Annotated in this window: 21 protein-coding genes and 2 tRNA genes; 17 read left to right on the top strand and 6 right to left on the bottom strand. The window is 65.2% G+C overall.

The annotated features are described in order from the left end of the window. Positions 1-9: 9 nt before the first annotated feature. The 5 genes from Q0071_RS22495 to Q0071_RS22475 form a co-directional block, all read right to left on the bottom strand. Positions 10-86 (bottom strand) — tRNA-Asp (locus Q0071_RS22495). Between the two features lie 102 nt (positions 87-188). Next, positions 189-413 (bottom strand): DUF2842 domain-containing protein, encoded by a 225-nt coding sequence (locus tag Q0071_RS22490; protein WP_298174803.1) that lies wholly within the window; start codon positions 411-413, stop codon positions 189-191. Between the two features lie 11 nt (positions 414-424). After that, positions 425-1,021: a 5-formyltetrahydrofolate cyclo-ligase gene (locus tag Q0071_RS22485; RefSeq protein WP_298174802.1), complete on the bottom strand. Its 597-nt coding sequence runs from the start codon at positions 1,019-1,021 to the stop codon at positions 425-427. Between the two features lie 246 nt (positions 1,022-1,267). Further along, entirely contained in the window at positions 1,268-1,609 is a 342-nt protein-coding gene (locus Q0071_RS22480; protein ID WP_298174801.1) for a cell division protein ZapA, read from the bottom strand. A gap of 10 nt (positions 1,610-1,619) precedes the next feature. After that, a complete protein-coding gene (locus Q0071_RS22475) occupies positions 1,620-1,823 on the bottom strand; it encodes a hypothetical protein (RefSeq protein ID WP_298174800.1) in 204 nt (67 codons plus the stop codon). Between the two features lie 181 nt (positions 1,824-2,004). Here Q0071_RS22475 and tkt point away from each other — a divergent pair, with 181 nt between their 5' ends. The 6 genes from tkt to thiE all read left to right on the top strand — a co-directional run bounded on the left by tkt (position 2,005) and on the right by thiE (position 8,596). After that, the gene (gene tkt, locus Q0071_RS22470) at positions 2,005-3,987 is read left to right on the top strand and encodes a transketolase (RefSeq protein WP_298174799.1); all 1,983 of its coding nucleotides are present in this window, start codon (positions 2,005-2,007) and stop codon (positions 3,985-3,987) included. A 138-nt stretch (positions 3,988-4,125) separates the two neighbouring features. Further along, positions 4,126-5,133, top strand: coding sequence for a type I glyceraldehyde-3-phosphate dehydrogenase (gene gap / locus Q0071_RS22465; protein WP_298174798.1), 1,008 nt, complete (start codon positions 4,126-4,128; stop codon positions 5,131-5,133). 45 nt (positions 5,134-5,178) lie between these two features. Further along, a complete protein-coding gene (locus Q0071_RS22460; protein ID WP_366886984.1) occupies positions 5,179-5,607 on the top strand; it encodes an MOSC domain-containing protein in 429 nt (142 codons plus the stop codon). Beyond that, positions 5,604-6,800, top strand: coding sequence for a phosphoglycerate kinase (locus tag Q0071_RS22455; RefSeq protein WP_298174797.1), 1,197 nt, complete (start codon positions 5,604-5,606; stop codon positions 6,798-6,800). Before Q0071_RS22460 ends, Q0071_RS22455 begins: the two co-directional genes overlap by 4 nt. A 103-nt stretch (positions 6,801-6,903) precedes the next feature. Beyond that, a complete protein-coding gene (locus tag Q0071_RS22450; protein WP_298174796.1) occupies positions 6,904-7,800 on the top strand; it encodes a fructose bisphosphate aldolase in 897 nt (298 codons plus the stop codon). Between the two features lie 166 nt (positions 7,801-7,966). Further along, positions 7,967-8,596, top strand: a complete 630-nt coding sequence (gene thiE, locus Q0071_RS22445; protein ID WP_298174795.1) for a thiamine phosphate synthase — start codon at positions 7,967-7,969, stop codon at positions 8,594-8,596. Positions 8,597-8,601: 5 nt separating this feature from the next. On the opposite strand, the gene Q0071_RS22440 is transcribed toward thiE, so the two are convergent. Beyond that, the gene (locus Q0071_RS22440) at positions 8,602-9,003 is read right to left on the bottom strand and encodes a hypothetical protein (protein ID WP_298174794.1); all 402 of its coding nucleotides are present in this window, start codon (positions 9,001-9,003) and stop codon (positions 8,602-8,604) included. Between the two features lie 120 nt (positions 9,004-9,123). On the opposite strand from Q0071_RS22440, the gene efp reads away from it, so the two are divergent. From efp to Q0071_RS22385, 11 genes are all read left to right on the top strand, one after another. Beyond that, a complete protein-coding gene (gene efp, locus Q0071_RS22435) occupies positions 9,124-9,687 on the top strand; it encodes an elongation factor P (protein ID WP_298174793.1) in 564 nt (187 codons plus the stop codon). Between the two features lie 6 nt (positions 9,688-9,693). Next, a complete protein-coding gene (locus Q0071_RS22430; RefSeq protein WP_298174792.1) occupies positions 9,694-10,518 on the top strand; it encodes an inositol monophosphatase family protein in 825 nt (274 codons plus the stop codon). Positions 10,519-10,553: 35 nt separating this feature from the next. Then, a tRNA-Leu gene (locus Q0071_RS22425) sits at positions 10,554-10,637 on the top strand. A gap of 65 nt (positions 10,638-10,702) precedes the next feature. Next, entirely contained in the window at positions 10,703-12,070 is a 1,368-nt protein-coding gene (gene radA / locus Q0071_RS22420; protein ID WP_298174791.1) for a DNA repair protein RadA, read from the top strand. A 12-nt stretch (positions 12,071-12,082) separates the two neighbouring features. Continuing rightward, positions 12,083-12,706 carry a CvpA family protein gene (locus Q0071_RS22415; RefSeq protein ID WP_366886979.1) on the top strand — a complete coding sequence of 208 codons (624 nt, stop codon included), beginning with the start codon at positions 12,083-12,085 and terminating at the stop codon, positions 12,704-12,706. Next, complete coding sequence (locus tag Q0071_RS22410; RefSeq protein ID WP_298174790.1) at positions 12,703-13,134, top strand: iron-sulfur cluster assembly scaffold protein; 432 nt, start codon at positions 12,703-12,705, stop codon at positions 13,132-13,134. Before Q0071_RS22415 ends, Q0071_RS22410 begins: the two co-directional genes overlap by 4 nt. Positions 13,135-13,332: 198 nt before the next feature. Continuing rightward, positions 13,333-14,958 (top strand): MFS transporter, encoded by a 1,626-nt coding sequence (locus tag Q0071_RS22405; RefSeq protein ID WP_298174789.1) that lies wholly within the window; start codon positions 13,333-13,335, stop codon positions 14,956-14,958. Beyond that, positions 14,948-16,006, top strand: a complete 1,059-nt coding sequence (gene alr / locus Q0071_RS22400) for an alanine racemase (protein WP_298174788.1) — start codon at positions 14,948-14,950, stop codon at positions 16,004-16,006. Before Q0071_RS22405 ends, alr begins: the two co-directional genes overlap by 11 nt. An 88-nt stretch (positions 16,007-16,094) precedes the next feature. Further along, positions 16,095-16,655, top strand: a complete 561-nt coding sequence (phaR, locus tag Q0071_RS22395) for a polyhydroxyalkanoate synthesis repressor PhaR (RefSeq protein ID WP_298174787.1) — start codon at positions 16,095-16,097, stop codon at positions 16,653-16,655. A gap of 65 nt (positions 16,656-16,720) precedes the next feature. Beyond that, a complete protein-coding gene (locus Q0071_RS22390) occupies positions 16,721-18,271 on the top strand; it encodes an aminoacyl--tRNA ligase-related protein (protein ID WP_298174786.1) in 1,551 nt (516 codons plus the stop codon). 117 nt (positions 18,272-18,388) lie between these two features. Then, positions 18,389-19,708 carry a M28 family peptidase gene (locus Q0071_RS22385; RefSeq protein ID WP_298174785.1) on the top strand — a complete coding sequence of 440 codons (1,320 nt, stop codon included), beginning with the start codon at positions 18,389-18,391 and terminating at the stop codon, positions 19,706-19,708. Positions 19,709-19,744: the final 36 nt, after the last annotated feature.

The following is a 19,744-nucleotide window of genomic DNA, read 5'->3' as shown; positions in this document are numbered from 1 at the left end:
TCTTCCCAATGGCGCGAGTGACGGGACTTGAACCCGCGACCCTCGGCGTGACAGGCCGATACTCTAACCAACTGAGCTACACCCGCTCGCCTTGGGAGCGCCGCATTTATGGGAGGAGTCTCTGGCTGTCAACGCCCTAGATCGGCAAAAATGCGGCTATTTTTGCGTCAGGGGAAAATCGTTTCAAATCAGCCCCAGCGGCCGGTTTCCATCCAGATCAGGAAGCGGCGAAGGGGCAGGAGCCACACGGTTCCGAGAATCACGTAGACCAGCGTCTGCACGAGCACCGGCATCTTGCCGATGGGGCCAGCAAGGCCCGCCACGATCAATGCATAGCCGAACAGCCCCAGAACCAGCGCGAGGATGCCGAAGGGCTTGCGCCAGGTGGGCTTGTAGCTTTCGGGTTCGTTCATCGTGCGTCCGTTCAGAAGGGGCCGTATAGCCGGGTGGGCGTTACCACCGCGGAGAGCGGCCTGTCATGCGCCTCTAATGGCAGGTTTTCGGCAAGCTGGCTGTCCCACGCCATGCCGATGGCGGGCGCATCGGGGTACTGTTCAAGCCAACGGTCATAGTAGCCGCCGCCTTGCCCGAGACGATGGCCGGTGGCGGTAAAGCCGATGAGGGGGACGAACAGAACATCGGGTGCCAGCGGCTCCGCATCGGAAAGCGGTTGCTGGGCGCCGTAGGGATCGGGCTCCAGAAGCTCGTCGTGATAGGGCGAGGCCCAGTGGCGGAATTCCATCGGCGCGCCGCGGCGGGCGAAGAAGGGCATGGCAAGCTTGTGCCCCGCATCGTGGAAATGCCGGGCATATGCCGCTGTGGGGGCTTCATCGCCAATCGCATGATACAGGCCGATAGTGGCACCGGCCGGGATCAGATCGCCAAGCGCTGCGGGCGGCCGCATGAACAGCAGCGCCTTGATGCGCGGTTCGAGCGCGGCGACGTGGTCGCGCCGGGTGGCGCGCAGCGATTTGCGCAGGGCAGCCTTGGCGCGGACGATATCAGAAGGTTCCAAGGTCATCTGTTGCAGTTTCTGGCCTTGGTAGAAGGGCACCGTGCCGGGGTGACGGGACCACCATGGGTCGTTTCCAGGAGAATCCTCTGACGCGTTCACGTCAGGTGGGGACCATATACCAGGGCCAGGGCCCGAGCAGGGACAGCCCCCAAGGATTTTGCTTATAGCCTCAGGGATTTCATGTGGCACGTGCCGGGCAGTACCCGTCGCTCCCTATCTAGGGAATGCGCAGCACTTTCTCAAGTGCCGGTCTTAACCTTCAGTTTCTTCCAGATGGGCCGCGAGTTTTTCGACGCGCGCGGCGAGCGTTTCGATCCGGGCGAGGACTTCTGCAGACGGCGGAGCCGCCTCGGGCACGCTTGCCTTTGCTTCTTCCTGCGGGGGCGGCATCTGGCGATGCAGTTCGTGCAGTTCGTCCGCCAGCATGAGTGCTGCAAAGAGCAGCATGCGTGTCTCGCTCTGCCCCGCGCCGCCGCCGCCGTTCGCGACGCGCTCGGCCACCATGCGGCCGAGCATCTCGATATGCGGTTCCTCGCCATCCGGCGCGGAGACGGTGTAGGGGCGGCCGCCGATCGTGAGGGTGACGTTGGTCATGAGATAGCGGTCATTGCGGGAGATTGGCCAGCAGGAGATCAAGCTGCTGGATTTCCTGGCTCACCCGTTCCTTGAGCTTGCGGTGGCGGCTGCGCAGCTCGGCCACTTCAGCAGGGGCGGGGGCTGCGGCCACGGCAGCCTCGAGCCGGGCAATCGCCTGCTCGATCCTGTCCAGCGCCGCATCGAGCGGGGAATCCTGCGCCTCGGTCGTCATGGCCTGCTTCGCTAGCACAATTGCCTAGGCCCGCAAGCCGGGAACTGCCCGCCTTTCCCCAACCTTGACGCCAGGGCCCCAGCCTTGACGCTACAGAGTGTCGCTCCCAAAGAGAGCCCGCTGCCGAATCGGCCGCGCGCGTAAGCGGCCCGTGCCGCAGGATCGAAGGCTAGGACAGACGATGACGTTGGCTGGGGAACGGGATCAGGCCGTACTGGCGCCGATGGCGAATGCCATCCGGGCGCTGGCGATGGACGCGGTCGAGGCCGCCAATTCGGGGCACCCCGGCATGCCGATGGGCATGGCCGATGTGGCGACCGTGCTGTTCAGCCAGTTCCTGAAGTATGATCCCGCCGCGCCCAAGTGGGCTGACCGCGACCGCTTCGTGCTTTCGGCCGGTCACGGCTCGATGCTGATTTACGCGCTGCTGCACCTGACTGGCTATGCCGCGCCGACGATTGGCGACATCCGCAATTTCCGCCAGCTGGGCAGCCCTTGCGCCGGGCATCCCGAGAACGACATGCTCGAAGGCGTCGAGTGCACCACCGGTCCGCTGGGGCAAGGTGTTGCCATGGCGGTGGGCATGGCGATTGCCGAGCGGCACCTCAATACAACGTTTGGCAGCGAACTGGTCGACCACAAGACCTGGGTGATCGCGGGCGACGGCTGCCTGATGGAAGGCGTGAACCACGAGGCAGTCGGCCTTGCGGGCACGTTGGGCCTTGGCCACCTCAACGTGCTGTGGGACGACAACAAGATCACCATCGACGGTGACACTTCGCTTTCGACCTCGGAAGACATTCTGGCGCGCTATGCCGCGAGCGGTTGGCACACGGCAAGCTGCGACGGGCATGACTTTGCCGATATCGCCCGCGCGCTGGCCGAAGCCGCCGCTGATCCGCGGCCTTCGCTGGTTTCATGCCGCACGGTGATCGGCAAGGGCGCGCCCAACAAGCAGGGCGGCCACAACGTGCACGGCTCTCCGCTTGGCAAGAGCGAGATCGAGGCGGCGCGCGAATATCTGGGCTGGACTTCGGCGCCGTTCGAAATCCCGGCAGATATTCTGGCGAACTGGCGCGCTGCTGGCGCAAAGGGTTCGGCAGCGCGGGCTGCGTGGGAAGCGCGGGCGGCTGCGCATCCGCAGGGCGCCGAACTGGCACGGCGCATGGCGGGCGAGCTTCCTGCGGATGTCGGCGCGCAGAATGCCTACATCCAGAGCTTGATCGCCAATCCGCCGACGGTGGCGACGCGCAAGTCGAGCGAAATGGCGCTGGAGGCGATGACCGCAGTGATCCCCGAAATGGTCGGCGGTTCGGCGGACCTCACGGGTTCGAACAATACCAAGACCAAGTCGACGGGTCCGCTGACCAAGGACAGCTACGGCGGACGCTATGTCTATTACGGCATCCGCGAGTTCGGCATGGCCGCCGCGATGAATGGCATGGCACTCCACGGGGGCGTGATCCCCTATGGCGGCACCTTCCTCGTGTTTTCGGACTATTGCCGCAATGCTGTGCGCATGTCTGCGTTGCAGCACGTGCGCGCGGTCTATGTGTTCACGCATGATTCGATCGGGCTGGGCGAGGACGGGCCGACGCACCAGCCGGTCGAGCATGTCATGTCGCTGCGCATGATCCCCAATCTCCTTGTGTTCCGCCCGGCGGATGCGATCGAGACGGCAGAGGCCTGGAGCCTAGCGTTGGCCAATGCCCACCGCCCGACCGTGTTGGCGCTGACCCGGCAGAACCTCCCGCCGGTACGCTTCGATGCCGAGATGAAGAGCGCGAAGGGCGCCTATCGCCTTGTGGCGGCGTCCGCGCCGCGCAAGGTCGTGCTCATGGCGACGGGTTCAGAAGTGGCGATTGCCATGGATGTGGCCAAGGCGCTCGAAGCCGAAGGCGTGGGTGCGGATGTCGTTTCGTTCCCGTGCTGGGAGCTGTTCGACGAGCAGGAAGCGGCCTACCGCGCCGACCTGCTGCCGGCGGACGCGCTCAAGGTGTCGATCGAGGCAGGCGTCACGCTGGGCTGGCAGAAGTATGTCGGCGACGGGCTCACCATCGGCATCGACAGCTTTGGCGCATCGGCCCCCGCACCGGTGCTTTATGACCACTTCGGCCTGACCGCCGAGAAGATCCTGCCGCGCATCCGCGCGCGGCTTGGCTAAGTTTTGTTCCGTGTTTCGTCATTGCGAGCGCAGCGAAGCAATCCAGAGCTGAAGAGCATGACGCTCTGGATTGCTTCGTCGCTTCGCTCCTCGCAATGACGAAGGCGGGTAGCTGATTGTTGCAAAGGAGTTAGTTCAATGGCGACGAAGGTTGCGATCAACGGTTTCGGGCGCATCGGGCGCAATGTGGCGCGCGCCATCCTCGAGCGTCCGGACTGCGGGCTGGAGCTGGTTTCGATCAACGATCTCGCCAGTGCCAAGGCCAATGCCCTGCTGTTCAAGCGCGACAGCGTGCACGGCGCGTTTTCGGGCACGGTCGAGGTGGAGGGCAACGATCTCGTGATCAACGGCAAGCGCATCGCCGTGACCGCCGAGCGTGACCCTGCCAACCTGCCGCACGGCGCGCAGGGGATCGACATCGTCCTCGAATGCACCGGCTTCTTCACCGACCGCGCCTCGTGCGAAAAGCACATTGCGGCGGGCGCGAAGAAGGTGCTGATCTCGGCGCCGGGCAAGAATGTCGATCTCACGGTCGTTTACGGCGTGAACCACGACAAGCTGACCGCCGAGCACACCATCGTCTCGAACGCTTCGTGCACCACCAACTGCCTCGCGCCGTTTGCCAAGGTGCTGAACGACGAGATCGGGATCGTGCGCGGGCTGATGACCACGGTCCACGCCTATACCAACGACCAGAAGATCCTCGACCAGATCCACGACGATCCGCGCCGCGCCCGCGCTGCCGCGATGAGCATGATCCCGACCACAACGGGCGCCGCCCGCGCTGTGGGTGAAGTGCTGCCTGAGCTGAAGGGCAAGCTTGACGGCTCTGCGATCCGCGTACCGACCCCCAACGTCTCGGTGGTGGACCTCACGTTCCAGCCTGCGCGCGACACGACCAAGGAAGAAGTCAACGCGCTGCTCAAGGCGGCTTCGGAAGGCGCGCTCAAGGGGGTGCTTGGCTTCAGCGATGAGCCGCTGGTTTCGATCGACTACAACCACGATTCGCACAGCTCGACCATCGACAGCCTGGAAACGGCAGTGATCGACGGCAAGCTGGTGCGCGTGCTTTCGTGGTACGACAACGAGTGGGGCTTCTCCAACCGCATGGTCGATACCGCCGGCGTGATGGGCGGGCTGCTCTAAGCCATGGCTGCTGCGGGACGGCTTGACGGGATTGCCCGGCACAAGGTGTCCCGCGGGCCCATGGAGACGCTGGACCGCGCGTCCGTGACCCCAGATCGGGGGCTGGAGGGCGACTGCCGTGGGCCGGTGCCCGAAGGCAAGAAGGGCAATCGGCAGATCACCGTGATCGAGGCCGAGAGCTGGGCAGCGGCGCTTGAAGACCTTGGCGGTGCAAATGGCCTCGTCTGGTCTGATCGCCGCGCCAATCTGCTGGTTTCGGGCGTGCGCCTGCCGCGCGAGGCGGGCGGGGTGATCGCCATCGGCAAGAGCCTGCGCATCGAGGTGCGCTGCGAATGTGATCCATGCAGCCGCATGGATGCCTTGCGCGACGGACTGCGCGCGGCACTCACGCCGGACTGGCGCGGCGGCATTTGCGGGCGAGTAATCAGCGAAGGCGAAATCGCCTTGGGCGATGAAGTGAGGATCGAGACATGAGCTTCCGTACGCTGGACGATATCGGTGATGTGCGAGGCAAGGTCGTGCTGGTGCGCGTCGACCTCAACCTCCCCATGCAGGACGGCGCGGTGACCGACGACACCCGCGTGCAGGCGGCCAAGCCCACGATCCTCGAACTCGCCGACAAGGGCGCCAAGGTGCTGTTGCTGGCGCACTTCGGGCGGCCAAAGGGCGAGCGCGTCTCGACCCAGTCGCTGAGCATGGTGATCGGTGCGGTGAAGCAAGTCCTTGGCCGCGAGGTGATGTTCGTTTCCGAGATTGCCGGTCCGGTGGTGAGCCAAGTGGTCGGCATCCTGCCCGAAGGCGGGATCGCCTGCCTTGAGAACACGCGGTTCTGGAAGGGCGAGGAAAAGAACGATCCGGAGCTTGTGAAAGCGATTGCCGAGCACGCCGACATCTATGTGAACGATGCCTTTTCCGCCGCACACCGCGCGCATGCGACGACCGAGGGTCTGGCGCATGTGCTGCCGGCCTATGCGGGCCGTTCGATGCAGGCGGAGCTTGAGGCGCTGGGCAAGGCGCTGGATCATCCCGAGCATCCGGTTGCAGCCGTCGTCGGCGGGGCCAAGGTTTCCTCCAAGCTCGATGTGCTGAAGCATCTGGTCGGCAAGGTCGATCACCTGATCATCGGCGGCGGCATGGCCAACACGTTCCTCGCCGCGCGCGGGGTCGATGTCGGCAAGTCGCTGTGCGAGCACGATCTGGCATCCACCGCCGAGGCGATTCTCGATGCGGCGGATGCTTCCGGCTGCACGGTGCATCTGCCGTATGATGTGGTGGTCTCGAAGGAATTCGCGGCTAATCCGCCCTCCCTGCGCACCTGCAACGTGCATGAAGTGGCGGCGGACGAGATGATTCTCGACGTAGGGCCGGCGGCGACCGAGGCGCTCGCCGATGTGCTCAAGGTCTGCAAGACGCTGGTGTGGAACGGGCCGCTGGGCGCGTTCGAGACGCCGCCGTTCGATACCGCGACCGTTGCGCTCGCGCGCACGGCGGCAGCGCTCACCCGCGAAGGCTCGCTCGTTTCGGTGGCAGGCGGCGGCGATACCGTCGCGGCGCTGAGCCATGCGGGTGTGGCGGGCGACTTCACCTATGTCTCGACTGCGGGCGGCGCTTTCCTGGAATGGATGGAAGGCCGCGTGCTGCCGGGCGTGGCAGCGCTCGAAGCCTAACCCAACCGAATAAAACGCAATGGTCCCGCGCTGCGATATTGCAGTGCGGGAGGAACCGCATTATGGGCCGCGCATACGAATGCGCACACCAGAGGGGCACACCATGAACTTTGCCGATATGAAGTCCAAGATCGCTGCGGGACAGGGCTTTATTGCGGCATTGGACCAGAGCGGTGGTTCCACGCCCAAGGCGCTCAAGGGCTATGGAATCGAGGAAGGTGCCTGGAGCTCTGACGAGGAAATGTTCGGGCTGATCCACGACATGCGCTGCCGGATCATCCGTTCGGGCGCGTTCAGCGGCGAGAAAGTGATCGGTGCGATTCTGTTCGAGCGCACGATGAATGGCAATGTCGATGGCATGCCGGTGCCGACTGCGCTGATCGAGCAAGGTGTGGTGCCGTTCCTCAAGATCGATCAGGGTCTGGAGGCCGAGGCGGACGGCGTGCAGCTGATGAAGCCGATTCTGGGGCTGGATACGCTGCTCACCCACGCCAAGTCGCTCGGCGTGTTCGGCACCAAGGAGCGCTCGGTGATCAATTCGGCGAGCCCCACGGGGATCGCCGCCGTGGTGGCGCAGCAGTTTGAACTGGCTTGTGAGGTTCTGGCGCACGGGCTGATGCCGATCATCGAGCCTGAAGTGAACATCAAGAGCGAAACGCGCAGCGAATGCGATGCGATCCTGCTCGATGAACTGACCAAGGCGCTCGACGCGCTGCCCGATGGCACGCAGGTCATGCTCAAGCTCTCGCTGCCGCTTCAGCCGGGCCTGTTTTCGCCGCTGACCACGCATCCGGCAGTGCTGCGCGTGGTCGCGCTTTCTGGTGGCTACAGCCGCGGCGATGCGGTGATCGAACTGGCGAAGAACCACGGGATCATCGCGAGCTTCAGCCGCGCGCTGCTCGAAGACCTGCGCGCGCACATGAGCGACGACGAGTTCGATGCGGTGCTGGGCACGGCGATCCACGAGATCCATCACGGATCGACGGTTAAGACGGCCTGAGGCTGGCTCTTCAAGTCCTCCCCAATTTTCGTCATTGCGAGCGAAGCGAAGCAATCCAGAGCGGCTGTGTACGAACGCTCTGGATTGCTTCGTCGCTGCGCTCCTCGCAATGACGATGTCTTGGGAGAGGTTTGCGCTGTGGCGCGCTGGCCGCTAAGGCCCCGACATGTCTGATCTTGCCTGCCAGCTTTACCTGATCTCGCCGCTTGATGTCGGCGGTTCGTTTCCTGATCGGCTTGCCTGCGCGCTTGATGCGGGGCCGGTCGCGGCGTTCCAGTTTCGCGTGAAGGACGTGGCCGAGCATGATGCGGCGCGGTTGGCGGAGCCGTTGCAGCGCATTTGTGCCGACCGCGAGGTGGCCTTCATCGTCAACGATTCGATCAGCCTTGCCAAGCGGCTCGGCGCGGATGGCGTGCATCTGGGGCAGGACGACGGCTCGGTCGCTGATGCGCGCGCGCGGCTTGGCAAGGCGGCGCAGATCGGCGTGACCTGCCATGCGAGCCGGCACCTGGCGATGGAAGCAGGCGAAGCGGGGGCGGACTATGTCGCTTTCGGGGCGTTTTTCCCGAGTTCGACCAAGGACACCAAGCACGTAGCCGAGCCCGAATTGCTGCAATGGTGGTCGCGGCTGTTCGAGTTGCCCTGCGTGGCGATCGGCGGGATCACGGCAGCCAATTGCGGGCCGCTGGTTGCGGCGGGCGCGGACTTCCTTGCGGTGAGCCACGCCGTATGGGGCGGAGACGAGGCTGCGGGCGTGCGCGCCTTGAACGAAGCGATTGCCAGGGCCGCGGGCTGAAAGGTTTACTCCGCCGGCGCGCCTTCGCCCGCGCTGTATTCATCGCGCACCGCACCGGCGCGAACGCAGCGCAGCCCCTCGCGCTTGCCATCGGGGCCGAGCTTGAGGAGCGAGAGGCCGACCTTGTCGAACCGGCGACCTGCGAATGGGCCGGATGTCATCGTGAACTTGGTGCCGAGCAGCAGGTAAGTGCCGCGCACCCCGCCGACCACGTAGCTGGAATCGGGCACGATGCTGAAGTTGTTTTCCGGCTGCGGGACGGGCGGCGTGGTGGCGTCCCCCGGCAGCTCGCAGGTCCAGCGGCCTAGCGCCACCGTCAACATCGTGCCGCCCGGCGCGGCCATGGCTGGCGCGGCGGCGAGGAAGCTCAAAGCGGAAAGAGCGGCGATTGTGGCAACGCGGATCATGGCGGCGTGGCTAGCATGCGACGGCGACTTGAAGCAATCGCCGCTTGGCGCTAAGGGCCGCGCTCCCGCACCCTTTCGGCGTGCATCCCAATTCCTCCATTCACTGGGGCTCTTTCCATCATGAAGATCAGCGGCGTGGACATCCGTCCGGGCAATATCCTGGAATACGAAAAGGGCATCTGGAAAGTTGCCAAGACCCAGCATACCCAGCCCGGCAAGGGCGGCGCGTTCATGCAGGTCGAGATGAAGAACCTGATCGATGGCCGCAAGACCAACGTCCGCTTCCGCAGCGCCGACACGGTCGAGCGTGTGCGCCTTGATACGAAGGACTTCCAGTTCCTCTACAAGGAAGGTGACGACCTGATCTTCATGGACGTGGAAACCTACGACCAGATCACGCTGCCGGCCGACCTTCTTGGCGAAGCCGTGGCCTTCCTGCAGGACGGCATGACCGTGCTGCTTGAAATGTGGGAAGAGCGCCCGATTTCGGTGCAGCTGCCCGAGCAGGTCGAGGCGACGATCGTCGAGGCCGACGCCGTGGTGAAGGGGCAGACCGCCTCGTCCAGTTTCAAGCCTGCGATCCTCGACAATGGTGTGCGCGTGATGGTGCCGCCGCATATTGCGAGCGGGACGCGCATTGTCGTCGACGTCTACGAGCGTTCGTACGTCAGCAAGGTGGGCTGAGCGATCATGTCAGCAGTTTCCGGCTTGATGCGGGTGATGGAGAAGGCGGCCCGCAAGGCCGGCCAGCGGCTGCGCCGTGATTTCGGCGAGGTCGAGCATCTCCAGGTGAGCCGCAAGGGGCCGGCGGACTTCGTTTCGAAGGCCGATCAGGCTGCCGAGCGCACGCTGTGGGACGAGCTGCGTGCGGCGCGGCCCGGTTGGGGCTTCGTGCTCGAGGAAGGCGGCACGATCGAGGGGGAGCCGGGCAAGCCGCGCTTCATCATCGATCCGCTCGACGGCACCAGCAACTTCCTCCACGGCATTCCGCACTTCGCGATCTCGATCGCGGTGCAGGAGCCGACGCTGGATGGCAAGGGCTGGGGCGAAGTGACCGCTGGGATCGTCTATCAGCCGATCACCGACGAGAGCTTCTGGGCCGAGAAAGCCCGCGGTGCATGGCTGCAGGACCGCCGCCTGCGCGTTTCGGCGCGGCGCTATCTTGATGAGGCCCTGATCGCGACCGGTATTCCGTTCGCCGGACGTGGCGACATGGGCGAGTGGACGCGGATCTATCACGAGCTGGGGCCGCGCGTGGCGGGAATCCGGCGCCATGGCTCGGCAGCGCTTGACCTTGCGTGGGTCGCTGCGGGCCGGTTCGACGGGTTCTGGGAGAGTTCGCTGCAGCCTTGGGATACAGCGGCGGGATGCCTGCTGGTGCGCGAAGCGGGCGGGTTCGTTTCGGACTATCGCGGGCGTTCGCAGCCGATTTGCGACGAGACGGTGCTGGCCGGCAACGATGCGCTGCATTCCAAGCTGCACAAGCTGGTGGTGGGGGCGATCAAGACGGCTTGATGCCCCAAGCGGGGGCGGTTAAACCCCCGCGCAGTGCCCCTGTGGTGGAATGGTAGACGCGACCGACTCAAAATCGGTTATCGAGAGATGTGCCAGTTCGAGTCTGGCCAGGGGCACCATTTTCGAGTGAACTGAGAGCAAGGCAGGACTTGCGTTCTCGCTATGTTCACATTAGGCCTTTGCCATGGCCAAGCCCAAACGCCGATATGTCTGCCAGGCTTGCGGCGGGGTTTCGCCCCGCTGGCAAGGGCAGTGCCCCGATTGCGGGGAATGGAGCACCTTGCAGGAAGATGCGCCGGAGACGGTGTTTTCCTCCAAGCATGATTTGTCGAGCGGCGGACGGCCAGTCGCATTCGTGGCGCTCGATCAACCCGTAAAGCTGCCCGAGCGGCGCAAGACGGGGCTGGCGGAGTTTGATCGGGCGCTGGGCGGGGGCCTTGTGCCCGGCTCGGCGATCCTGATGGGCGGCGATCCGGGGATCGGCAAATCGACACTGCTGCTGCAGGCGGCGGCGCGGGTCGCGGCGGCAGGCGGCGATGCGGTCTATATCAGCGGTGAGGAAGCGGCGGATCAGGTGCGGCTGCGGGCGGACCGGCTTGGCCTTGGCCGAGCGCCGATCCGGCTCGCGGCGGCGACTTCGGTGCGAGACATCCTGACCACGCTCAACACGATGGATCCGCCGGCGCTGGTGGTGATCGATTCGATCCAGACAATGTATTCCGACCAGATCGAAGGCGCGCCCGGCACCGTGAGCCAGGTGCGCGGCTGTGCGTTCGAACTGATCCGCTATGCCAAGGCGAGCGGGGCGGCGCTGGTCTTGGTGGGGCACGTGACCAAGGACGGCACGATCGCGGGGCCGCGCGTGCTGGAGCACATGGTCGATGTGGTGATGAGCTTTGAGGGCGAGCGCAGCCACCAGTACCGCATCCTCCGCGCGCTCAAGAACCGCTTCGGCGCGGTGGATGAGATCGGCGTATTCGCGATGGCGGGGGCAGGGCTGGAGGAAGTGAGCAACCCTTCGCTGCTGTTTCTTTCAGGGCGAGAGAGCCCGGTGCCGGGGAGCGCGGTGTTTCCGGCGCTGGAAGGGACGCGGCCCGTGCTGGTCGAGATTCAGGCGCTGACGGTGCGGCTTCAGAGCGGGGCAACCCCGCGCCGTGCGGTGGTGGGCTGGGACAGCGGGCGGCTTGCGATGCTGCTGGCGGTGCTGGAAGCGCGCTGCGGACTCAATTTTTCGAGCGCGGAAGTGTACCTCAACGTCGCTGGAGGGTACCGGCTGACCGATCCGGCGGCCGATCTGGCAGTGGCGGCGGCGCTGATTTCGGCGCTTTCGGACAGGCCGCTTTCCGGCGCGTCGGCGTGGTTCGGGGAGATTTCGCTCGCCGGTGAAGTACGCCCAGTGGCGCATTCCTCGATCCGGCTGCGCGAGGCAGCGAAGCTGGGGTTCGACAAGGCGCACGGTCCCGCCGGTACGCAGGAGAAGGTGCCGGGGATCGCCTATGCCCCGATAACACTTCTGCCGAACCTGGTTGACCGCGTGATGGGCGGCTCGTAGATTTCGCTTACGATGACCGGCTTCGATTATGTTGTATTCCTGATCGTTGCGGTCTGCGCGATCGGCGGGTTCTTTCGCGGCTTTGTCGAGGAAGTGCTTTCGCTGCTGGCGTGGTGCGTGGGGCTCTTCGCCATACGCTATGGCCACGAGCCGTTGACGCACCTGCTTGCGCCGCACCTCAAGAACGAGACTGGCGCGGGCGTGCTCGCTTTTGCAATCCTGACGATCGTGCCCTTCTTTGCCGCGAAGATGATCGCCTCCTCGGTGGGCAGCGCCAGCCGCAGTTCGGTGCTGGGGCCGATTGACCGGGTGCTCGGCTTCGGGTTCGGGGCGATCAAGGGCTTTGTGATCATGGTCCTGGGCTTCTCGCTGCTCATCTTCGGCTATGACATCGTGTGGGGGCCGGACGGGCGGCCGACATGGATTACCGCCGCGCGGACCTATCCGTTCCTCAACGCCGCGAGCGAGGAACTGATGACGATCATCGACGATCGCCGCACGGAAGCCGCCGAGGCGGCGAAGAAGGCGGAAGCCGACAAGGACAGCGAGCTTGAGAAGGCGACGCGGGACGCGGCAAAGAAAGCGGCGCGGCGGGAATTGCAGCGGCGCATCAGCAAGGCGGCAAACGGCGAATGAACGCGCCCGGAAAGGCGCCGACGCGCACGCTCTACACGCCGGAAATCCTTGGTGCGGCGACTGCGCTCGCCGACTTCGCGTGGGATGAGAGCCTGCCGCTGAGGGGCGAGGCGCGCTCCCGGCGCTGCGGGAGCACGCTGGCGCTCGGGCTGGCGGTGGATGCCGAAGGGCGGATCAGCGCGCTGGGTCTGCGCCCGCACGCCTGTGCCATAGGTCAGGCAGCGGCCTTTGCCTTTGCGAGCGCCGCAAAGGGCCGCAGCCGGGAGCAAATTGCCGAAGCGCGCCGCGCGCTGGCGGATTGGCTGGCCGGGACTGGCGATAGGCCGGACTGGCCGGGCATCGCTTTGGTCGAGCCTGCGCTGGGCTACCCCGCGCGGCACGGCGCGATCATGCTCCCCTGGGATGCGGCGTTGGCGGCGCTGGAGTGATGTGGGGCGCCGTCCCGCAGCGCTTGCCGCTCTGGATTGCCTCGTCGATGCGCTCTTCGCAATGACGAGACGGAACGGCAAGATTTCTTTGTATTGGCGCACTTTCCCAGCGGCCCTGGCTTCGCTACAGCCCGCGTTTCAGGGTGAAGTGCCGGGCGGTCTCAAGGTTGCCGGCAAGGGGATGGGAAAAACTTGGGCATGCATGAGGTGAATGGCGCACCCGAACCGACTGCCGCGGAAATCCGCCTGGTGGTTGCGGCCTCGTCGGTCGGCACAGTGTTCGAGTGGTACGACTTCTTCATCTACGGCACGCTGGGCGCGATCCTCTCCAAGGCCTTCTTCCCGACGGGCAACGCCACGCTCGAAATGCTGCTGTTCTGGCTCGTTTTCGCGGTGGGCTTCGGGTTCCGTCCGCTGGGCGCGGTGCTTTTCGGTTATCTCGGCGACAAGCTGGGCCGCAAGTATACGTTCCTCGTCACCGTCACCTTGATGGGCATTGCCACGGCGGGGGTCGGGCTGATCCCGCCCGCATCCTCGATCGGCTACGCAGCGCCCGCGCTCGTGATCCTGCTGCGCGTGCTGCAGGGCTTGGCGCTGGGCGGCGAATATGGCGGCGCGGCGGTCTATGTGGCCGAGCATGCCGGGCCGGAGCGGCGCGGGTTCTTCACCAGCTTCATCCAGTCGAGCGTGGTCGGCGGCTTCGTGCTCAGCCTTGCCGTGGTGCTGGTGTGCAAGGGCGTGATGAGCAAGGAGATCTGGGAGGCATGGGGCTGGCGCGTGCCGTTCCTGCTGAGCCTTGCGCTGCTTGCAGTTTCGCTTTGGATGCGGCTGAAGCTTTCGGAAAGCCCGGTGTTCAAGGCGATGAAGGACAGCGGCGAGATCGCCGGCAATCCGTTCATCGAGAGCATGACCTATCCCGGCAACGCCAAACGCCTGTTTGTGGCGCTGTTCGGCGTGGCGGCGGGGCTGACGGTGATTTTCTACACCGCGATGTTCACGGGCCTGTCGTTCCTCAAAGGGCCGATGCGGGTCGATGATATGACCGCCGAGCTGATCGTGGGCCTGGCCTGCGTGATCGGCATGCCGTTCAGCGTTTTGTTTGGCTACATTTCGGACAAGGTGGGGCGCAAGCTGCCGATCGTGCTCGGTTACCTCGCGATGCTGGCGCTGGTGTTTCCGGTGTTCTGGATGATCGGCGCGGCGGCCAATCCGGGCCTTGCCGACATGGCGCGGCGCGAGCCGGTGGCGGTGAGCGGCCCCGATTGCGGCTACAATCCCTTCGCGGCCGAGCAGGCGACCAATTGCGGCAAGCTGCTGGCAGACCTGTCCGCCTCGGGCGTGCGCTACACGCTGGGCGAAGCGAGCGCGCTGGCCATGACCATCGGCGCGAAGCCGGCCGCGCTCGATGCCTATCCGTGGGCCGAGAAGAGCGCTGCGCGCGGCAAGGTGCTGCAGGCCATGCTGGGCGAAGCGGGCTATGACTTTGCCAAGGTGAAGCCGGACTTTGGCCGCAGCGCGATCATCGTGCTGGGCCTTGTCGTGCTGATGGCGTTGACCGGGGCGACGTATGGACCTGCAGCTTCGGTGCTGGCGGAGATGTTCCCCGCACGCATCCGCTACAGCTCGATGTCGATCCCCTATCACATCGGCACGGGCTATCTCGGCGGGTTCCTGCCGCTGATTTCGGCACTGATCGTGGCCAAGACCGGCGATCCCTATGCCGGGTTGTGGTACACCTGGGTCGTGGTGCTGGTGGCGCTCGTGGTCGGGATATGGGGCCTGAAGGGCGGTCCTCCGAAGGACTTCGCCCACGATGATGCCTGAAGACGTGCCGCCGCTACCTGCTGCGCTGCGGCTGCGGCTCGACAGCGCGGCGCTGGCGGCGAACTGGACGGCGCTCGATGCACTGTCCGGCGGGGCGCGGGCCGGTGCGGCGATCAAGGCGGATTGCTATGGGCTGGGCGTGGCAGCCGCTGTGCCTGTGCTGGCGGCGGCAGGTTGTCGCGACTGGTTTGTTGCGCATTGGCAGGAAGCAGCGGTAGCGGCACGGCTTGTCCAGGCGGGGCAGATCTCGGTGCTGCATGGGCCGATGAATGACGCGGAAGCGGCCTATGCGCGGGCGCTCGGCGCAAGGCCGGTGCTCAATTCGCTGGCGCAAGTGCGCCGCTGGCTGGCAACGGGCGGCGGCCCCTGCGACCTGATGGTCGATACCGGCATGAACCGGCTAGGCTTGGCGCTCGGCGAAATCGGCGATGCGGCGGTGAGTGCGCTGGAGATCGAGACCTGCATGAGCCATCTGGCGAGTGCGGACGAGGATTGCGCGCAGAATGCGGCGCAACTCGCGCGCTTTCGCGAGGTCACGAGTGCGGTGCGGGCTGAACGCTACAGCTTGTGCAATAGCGCCGGGATTGCGCTGGGCGGTGACTATCATTTCGACCTTACCCGTCCCGGCCTTGCGCTCTATGGCGGGGTGCCGCGCGGCGACTTTGCCGGGCAGATCGCGCAAGTGGCCTGGCCTGAGGCGGCAGTGATCCAGGTGCGCACACTCGCAGCAGGCGACTCGGTTGGGTACAACGCGACCTTCATTGCACCAGCACCGATGCGTGTGGGTGTAATTTCTGTGGGTTACGCGGATGGCTATCTGCGGTGCTGGTCTGGCCGGGGGCATGTGCTCTGGGAAGGCCGGCGGCTGCCGGTGCTCGGGCGCGTCTCGATGGACATGACGATCGTAGACCTCTCCACCGCAGAAAACTGCGGGGAAGGCGACTGGCTGGGGCTGGAATACGCGCTGCCGCAGGCTGCGGCGACGAGCGGACTTTCGCAATATGAACTGCTGACGTTGATGGGGCGAAGATTTGCCCGCAACGAATGATTTGTCGTTATCTCGCCAAGATTTATTGCGCTGCACATACCGCATCTGCTAAAAGCAAATGCATAATCCCAACAGGGCGCAGATAAAAATGGCAAACGCAGGCAAGGACGGCGATACCGTCATCATCAAGAAGTACGCCAACCGGCGGCTCTACAACACGCGCACCTCGAGCTACATCACGCTTGACCACCTTGCCCAGATGGTCAAAGAAAACATCGAATTCAAAGTCTTGGATGCCAAGACCGGTGCCGATCTGACGCATACCATCCTCACCCAGATCATCATGGAAGAAGAAGCCAGCGGGGAGCAGATGCTGCCTACGAGCTTCCTGCGCCAGCTGATTGCCATGTATGGAAACTCCATGCAGGCGCTGCTTCCGGGCTATCTCGAAGCCTCGATGGAGCATTTCCGCGAGAACCAGGTCAAGCTGCGGAAGGCGATCGAGGAGAGCATCGGTGCCAATCCGCTCGCGCAAATCGCGCAGCGCAACATGGAATTGTTCAAGGCCGCAACCGCCGCATTCGTGCCCGGCGCGGTCCAGGCGGCCGAAGCGGAGAAAGCCGCGGCCGCACCGGCTGACGATGAACTGGCCGCGCTGCGCAAGCAGATGGCCGACATGCAGAAGAAGCTGGACCAGCTCGCGGGCTGAAGAGGGCCGGGCATCCTCGTGATACGAGGATTGCCCGAATCCCGTTTGCGCCCTAACCGGCCAGCATGAGCCAGAACGCAACGATCAAGCACGCCCTGCCCGTCCTGCGGCAGGATGATTTCGCCCAGTGGTATCAGGCGGTCATCGCCGAAGCCGAACTCGCCGAGGAATCCGGCGTGCGCGGCTGCATGGTGATCAAGCCTTGGGGCTACGGCATCTGGGAACGCATCCAGAAGTTGATGGACGAACGCATCAAGGAAGCGGGCGTCGAGAACTGCTACTTCCCCCTGTTCATCCCGCTTTCGTATTTCGCGCGCGAGGCCGAGCACGTTGAAGGCTTTGCCAAGGAAATGGCGGTCGTCACGCATCACCGGCTGATCGGTGATGGCAAGGGCGGACTGGTACCCGATCCCGAGGCGAAGCTCGAAGAGCCGCTGATCGTGCGGCCGACTTCCGAAACAGTGATCGGCGCAGCCATGGCGCGCTGGATTCAGTCTTGGCGCGATCTGCCGATGCTGACCAACCAGTGGGCCAACGTTGTGCGCTGGGAAATGCGCACGCGCATGTTCCTGCGCACGAGCGAGTTCCTTTGGCAGGAAGGCCATACCGCGCACGCCGACGAGGCGGATGCGATGGCCGAAACGCTGCGCGCGCTCGAAATGTACCGCAGCTTTGCCGAGGACGTGCTGGCGATGCCGGTCGTGGCGGGCCCCAAGCCCGAGAACGAGCGTTTCCCCGGCGCGGTCGAGACTTTCTCGATCGAGGCGATGATGCAGGATGGCAAGGCGCTCCAGGCGGGCACCTCGCACTACCTCGGCACCACTTTCTCCGAAGCCGCCGGCATTCGTTATCAGGACAAGGAAGGCCAGCAGACGCTGTGCCACACCACGAGCTGGGGCGTTTCGACGCGCATGATCGGCGGCGTGATCATGACGCACGGCGACGATGACGGGCTGCGCACGCCGCCGCGCATTGCCCCGCAGCAGATCGTGATCCTGCCGATGCTGCGCGACAACGATGGCGATGCGGCGCTGCTGGAATACTGCGCAGGGCTGCGGGCGAAGCTGGCGGCGCTCACGGCGTTTGACGAGAAGGTGCGCGTGCTGCTCGACAAGCGGCCGGGCAAGGCGACCGCCAAGCGCTGGGGCTGGGTCAAGAAGGGCGTGCCCTTGATCCTCGAGATCGGCGGGCGCGATGCGGAAGGCGGGCAGGTTTCAGTGCTGCGCCGCGACCGGCTGTGGCGCGAGGATGGCAAGGCCAATTTCGTCGGCATGGCGCAGGATGATTTCGTCTCCTCGGCGGTGGAAGAACTGGAGGCGATCCAGAGCGCGCTGTTCCTTGAGGCGCGGGATCGGCGCGATGCGCAGATCGAGCGCGGGATCAGCGATCTGGCGGGGCTGGAAGCCTATTTCTCGGAGGACAAGGCGTTTCCGGGCTGGGTGGAGTTGTGCTGGTCGCGGCCTACCGGCGCGGCGCTCGACAAGGTGGTGGAGCAGCTCAAGTCCCTGAAGCTCACGATCCGCAACACGCCAATGGACGCGGCGCCGGTTGAGGGTCTGTGTCCGTTTACCGGCGAGCCGGCAGTGGAGCGCATTCTGGTGGCGCGCGCGTACTGAACTTTGGGGCGGGGTCGGGGGCTCGGTGTCTCGACTTCCGGCCCATAGGGCCGGAAGTTCATCCAGAGCGAAGTCGATGGGCTCGACACGAACGGAGGTTGGGGTATGGGTTGGAGCATGAAAAAGCTCCTCCCGTTTCTTTTCGCCACCCTGCCAACCGCTGCTTTTGCGGCACCGGACGACGGCGTCACGCAGGCTCGACTTGAAGCCGATATCGCGCGGCTTGTCGCATTCGGCACGCGGCATACCCTTTCCTCGCAGGATGATACCAAGCGCGGGATCGGCGCGGCGCGCAAGTGGGCGGAAGCGGAGTTTCGCAAGACCGGCGCGGCTTGCGGCGGGTGCCTCGAGATCGTGCTGCCCGAGACCGTGGTGCAGGGCGACCGTGTGCCCTCGCCGACTCGCCTTGTCGATGTCGTGGCGATCCAGCGCGGGACGGAGCGGCCCAATGAGGTCGTGATCGTGCAAGGGCACATCGACAGCCGCAACTCCGATCCGCTCGATGCCACAGGCACTGCGCCGGGCGCGAACGACGATGGTTCGGGCACCGCGCTGGTGCTGGAAGCGGCGCGGGTGCTTTCGAAGCAGAAGTATGCCGGAACGATCGTTTATGCCGTGCTCTCGGGCGAGGAGCAGGGGCTCTATGGCGGCAACTTGCTGGCGGACTACGCGAAGCAGCAGGGCTGGACCGTCAAGGCCGTGCTCAACAACGATATCGTCGGCAATTCGCGCGGGTCTGACGGGCTGGTGGACGACGCCCATGTGCGCGTGTTTTCCGAAGGGCCGCGCGATGATGCGAGCGAGAAGGCGCGCGATGCGCAGCGTTCCATCGGCGGTGAGAACGACAGCCCCTCGCGCAATCTCTCGCGCTGGCTGGCGGGGCTCGGCGATAGCGGGCTGGCGGTGCGGCAGGTCTGGCGTGCGGACCGGATGGGGCGCGGCGGGGATCACCTGCCGTTTCAGGCGCTCGGCTATCCGGCGGTGCGGTTTACCGTGGCGGTCGAGAATTACGAGCGGCAGCACCAGAACGTGCGGACCGAGGCGGGGCGGCCGTTCGGCGATCTGCCCGAGGCTATGGACTTTCCCTATCTCGCCAAGGTGACGAAGCTCAACGTGCGCGCGCTTTCGGCGCTGGCGGGAGCCCCGATGCCGCCAGTGGCCAAGGTCATGGCGGCCGTGCAGACCTTTACCGAGGTTAACTGGACGTCAGTGCCGGGGGCAGCGCGCTACCGCGTATGGCAGCGCAGGACCGATGCGCCGGCCTGGGAACCGAAGCCTTTGGCCGAGACGGCGGAGACGCATATCCGGCTTGAAGGCGTGCGCGGGGATGATTGGTTCTTCGGCGTGAGTGCGGTGAGCGCGGACGGGGCGGAAAGCCCGGTGGCTTCTGCGGTGCCGGGCGGGGCCTATCTGCCGGAAGCCGCAGCCAAGCCCTGACCTTGCTATTGAGCCGCGCAGCGCTCACAGGTTTGT

Source organism: Novosphingobium sp., assembly GCF_027486195.1.
In the GTDB taxonomy this organism is placed as follows: Bacteria; Pseudomonadota; Alphaproteobacteria; order Sphingomonadales; family Sphingomonadaceae; genus Novosphingobium.
The sequence above is the reverse complement of the archived record's forward strand: the minus strand, read 5'-3'. Positions and strand labels throughout refer to the sequence as shown.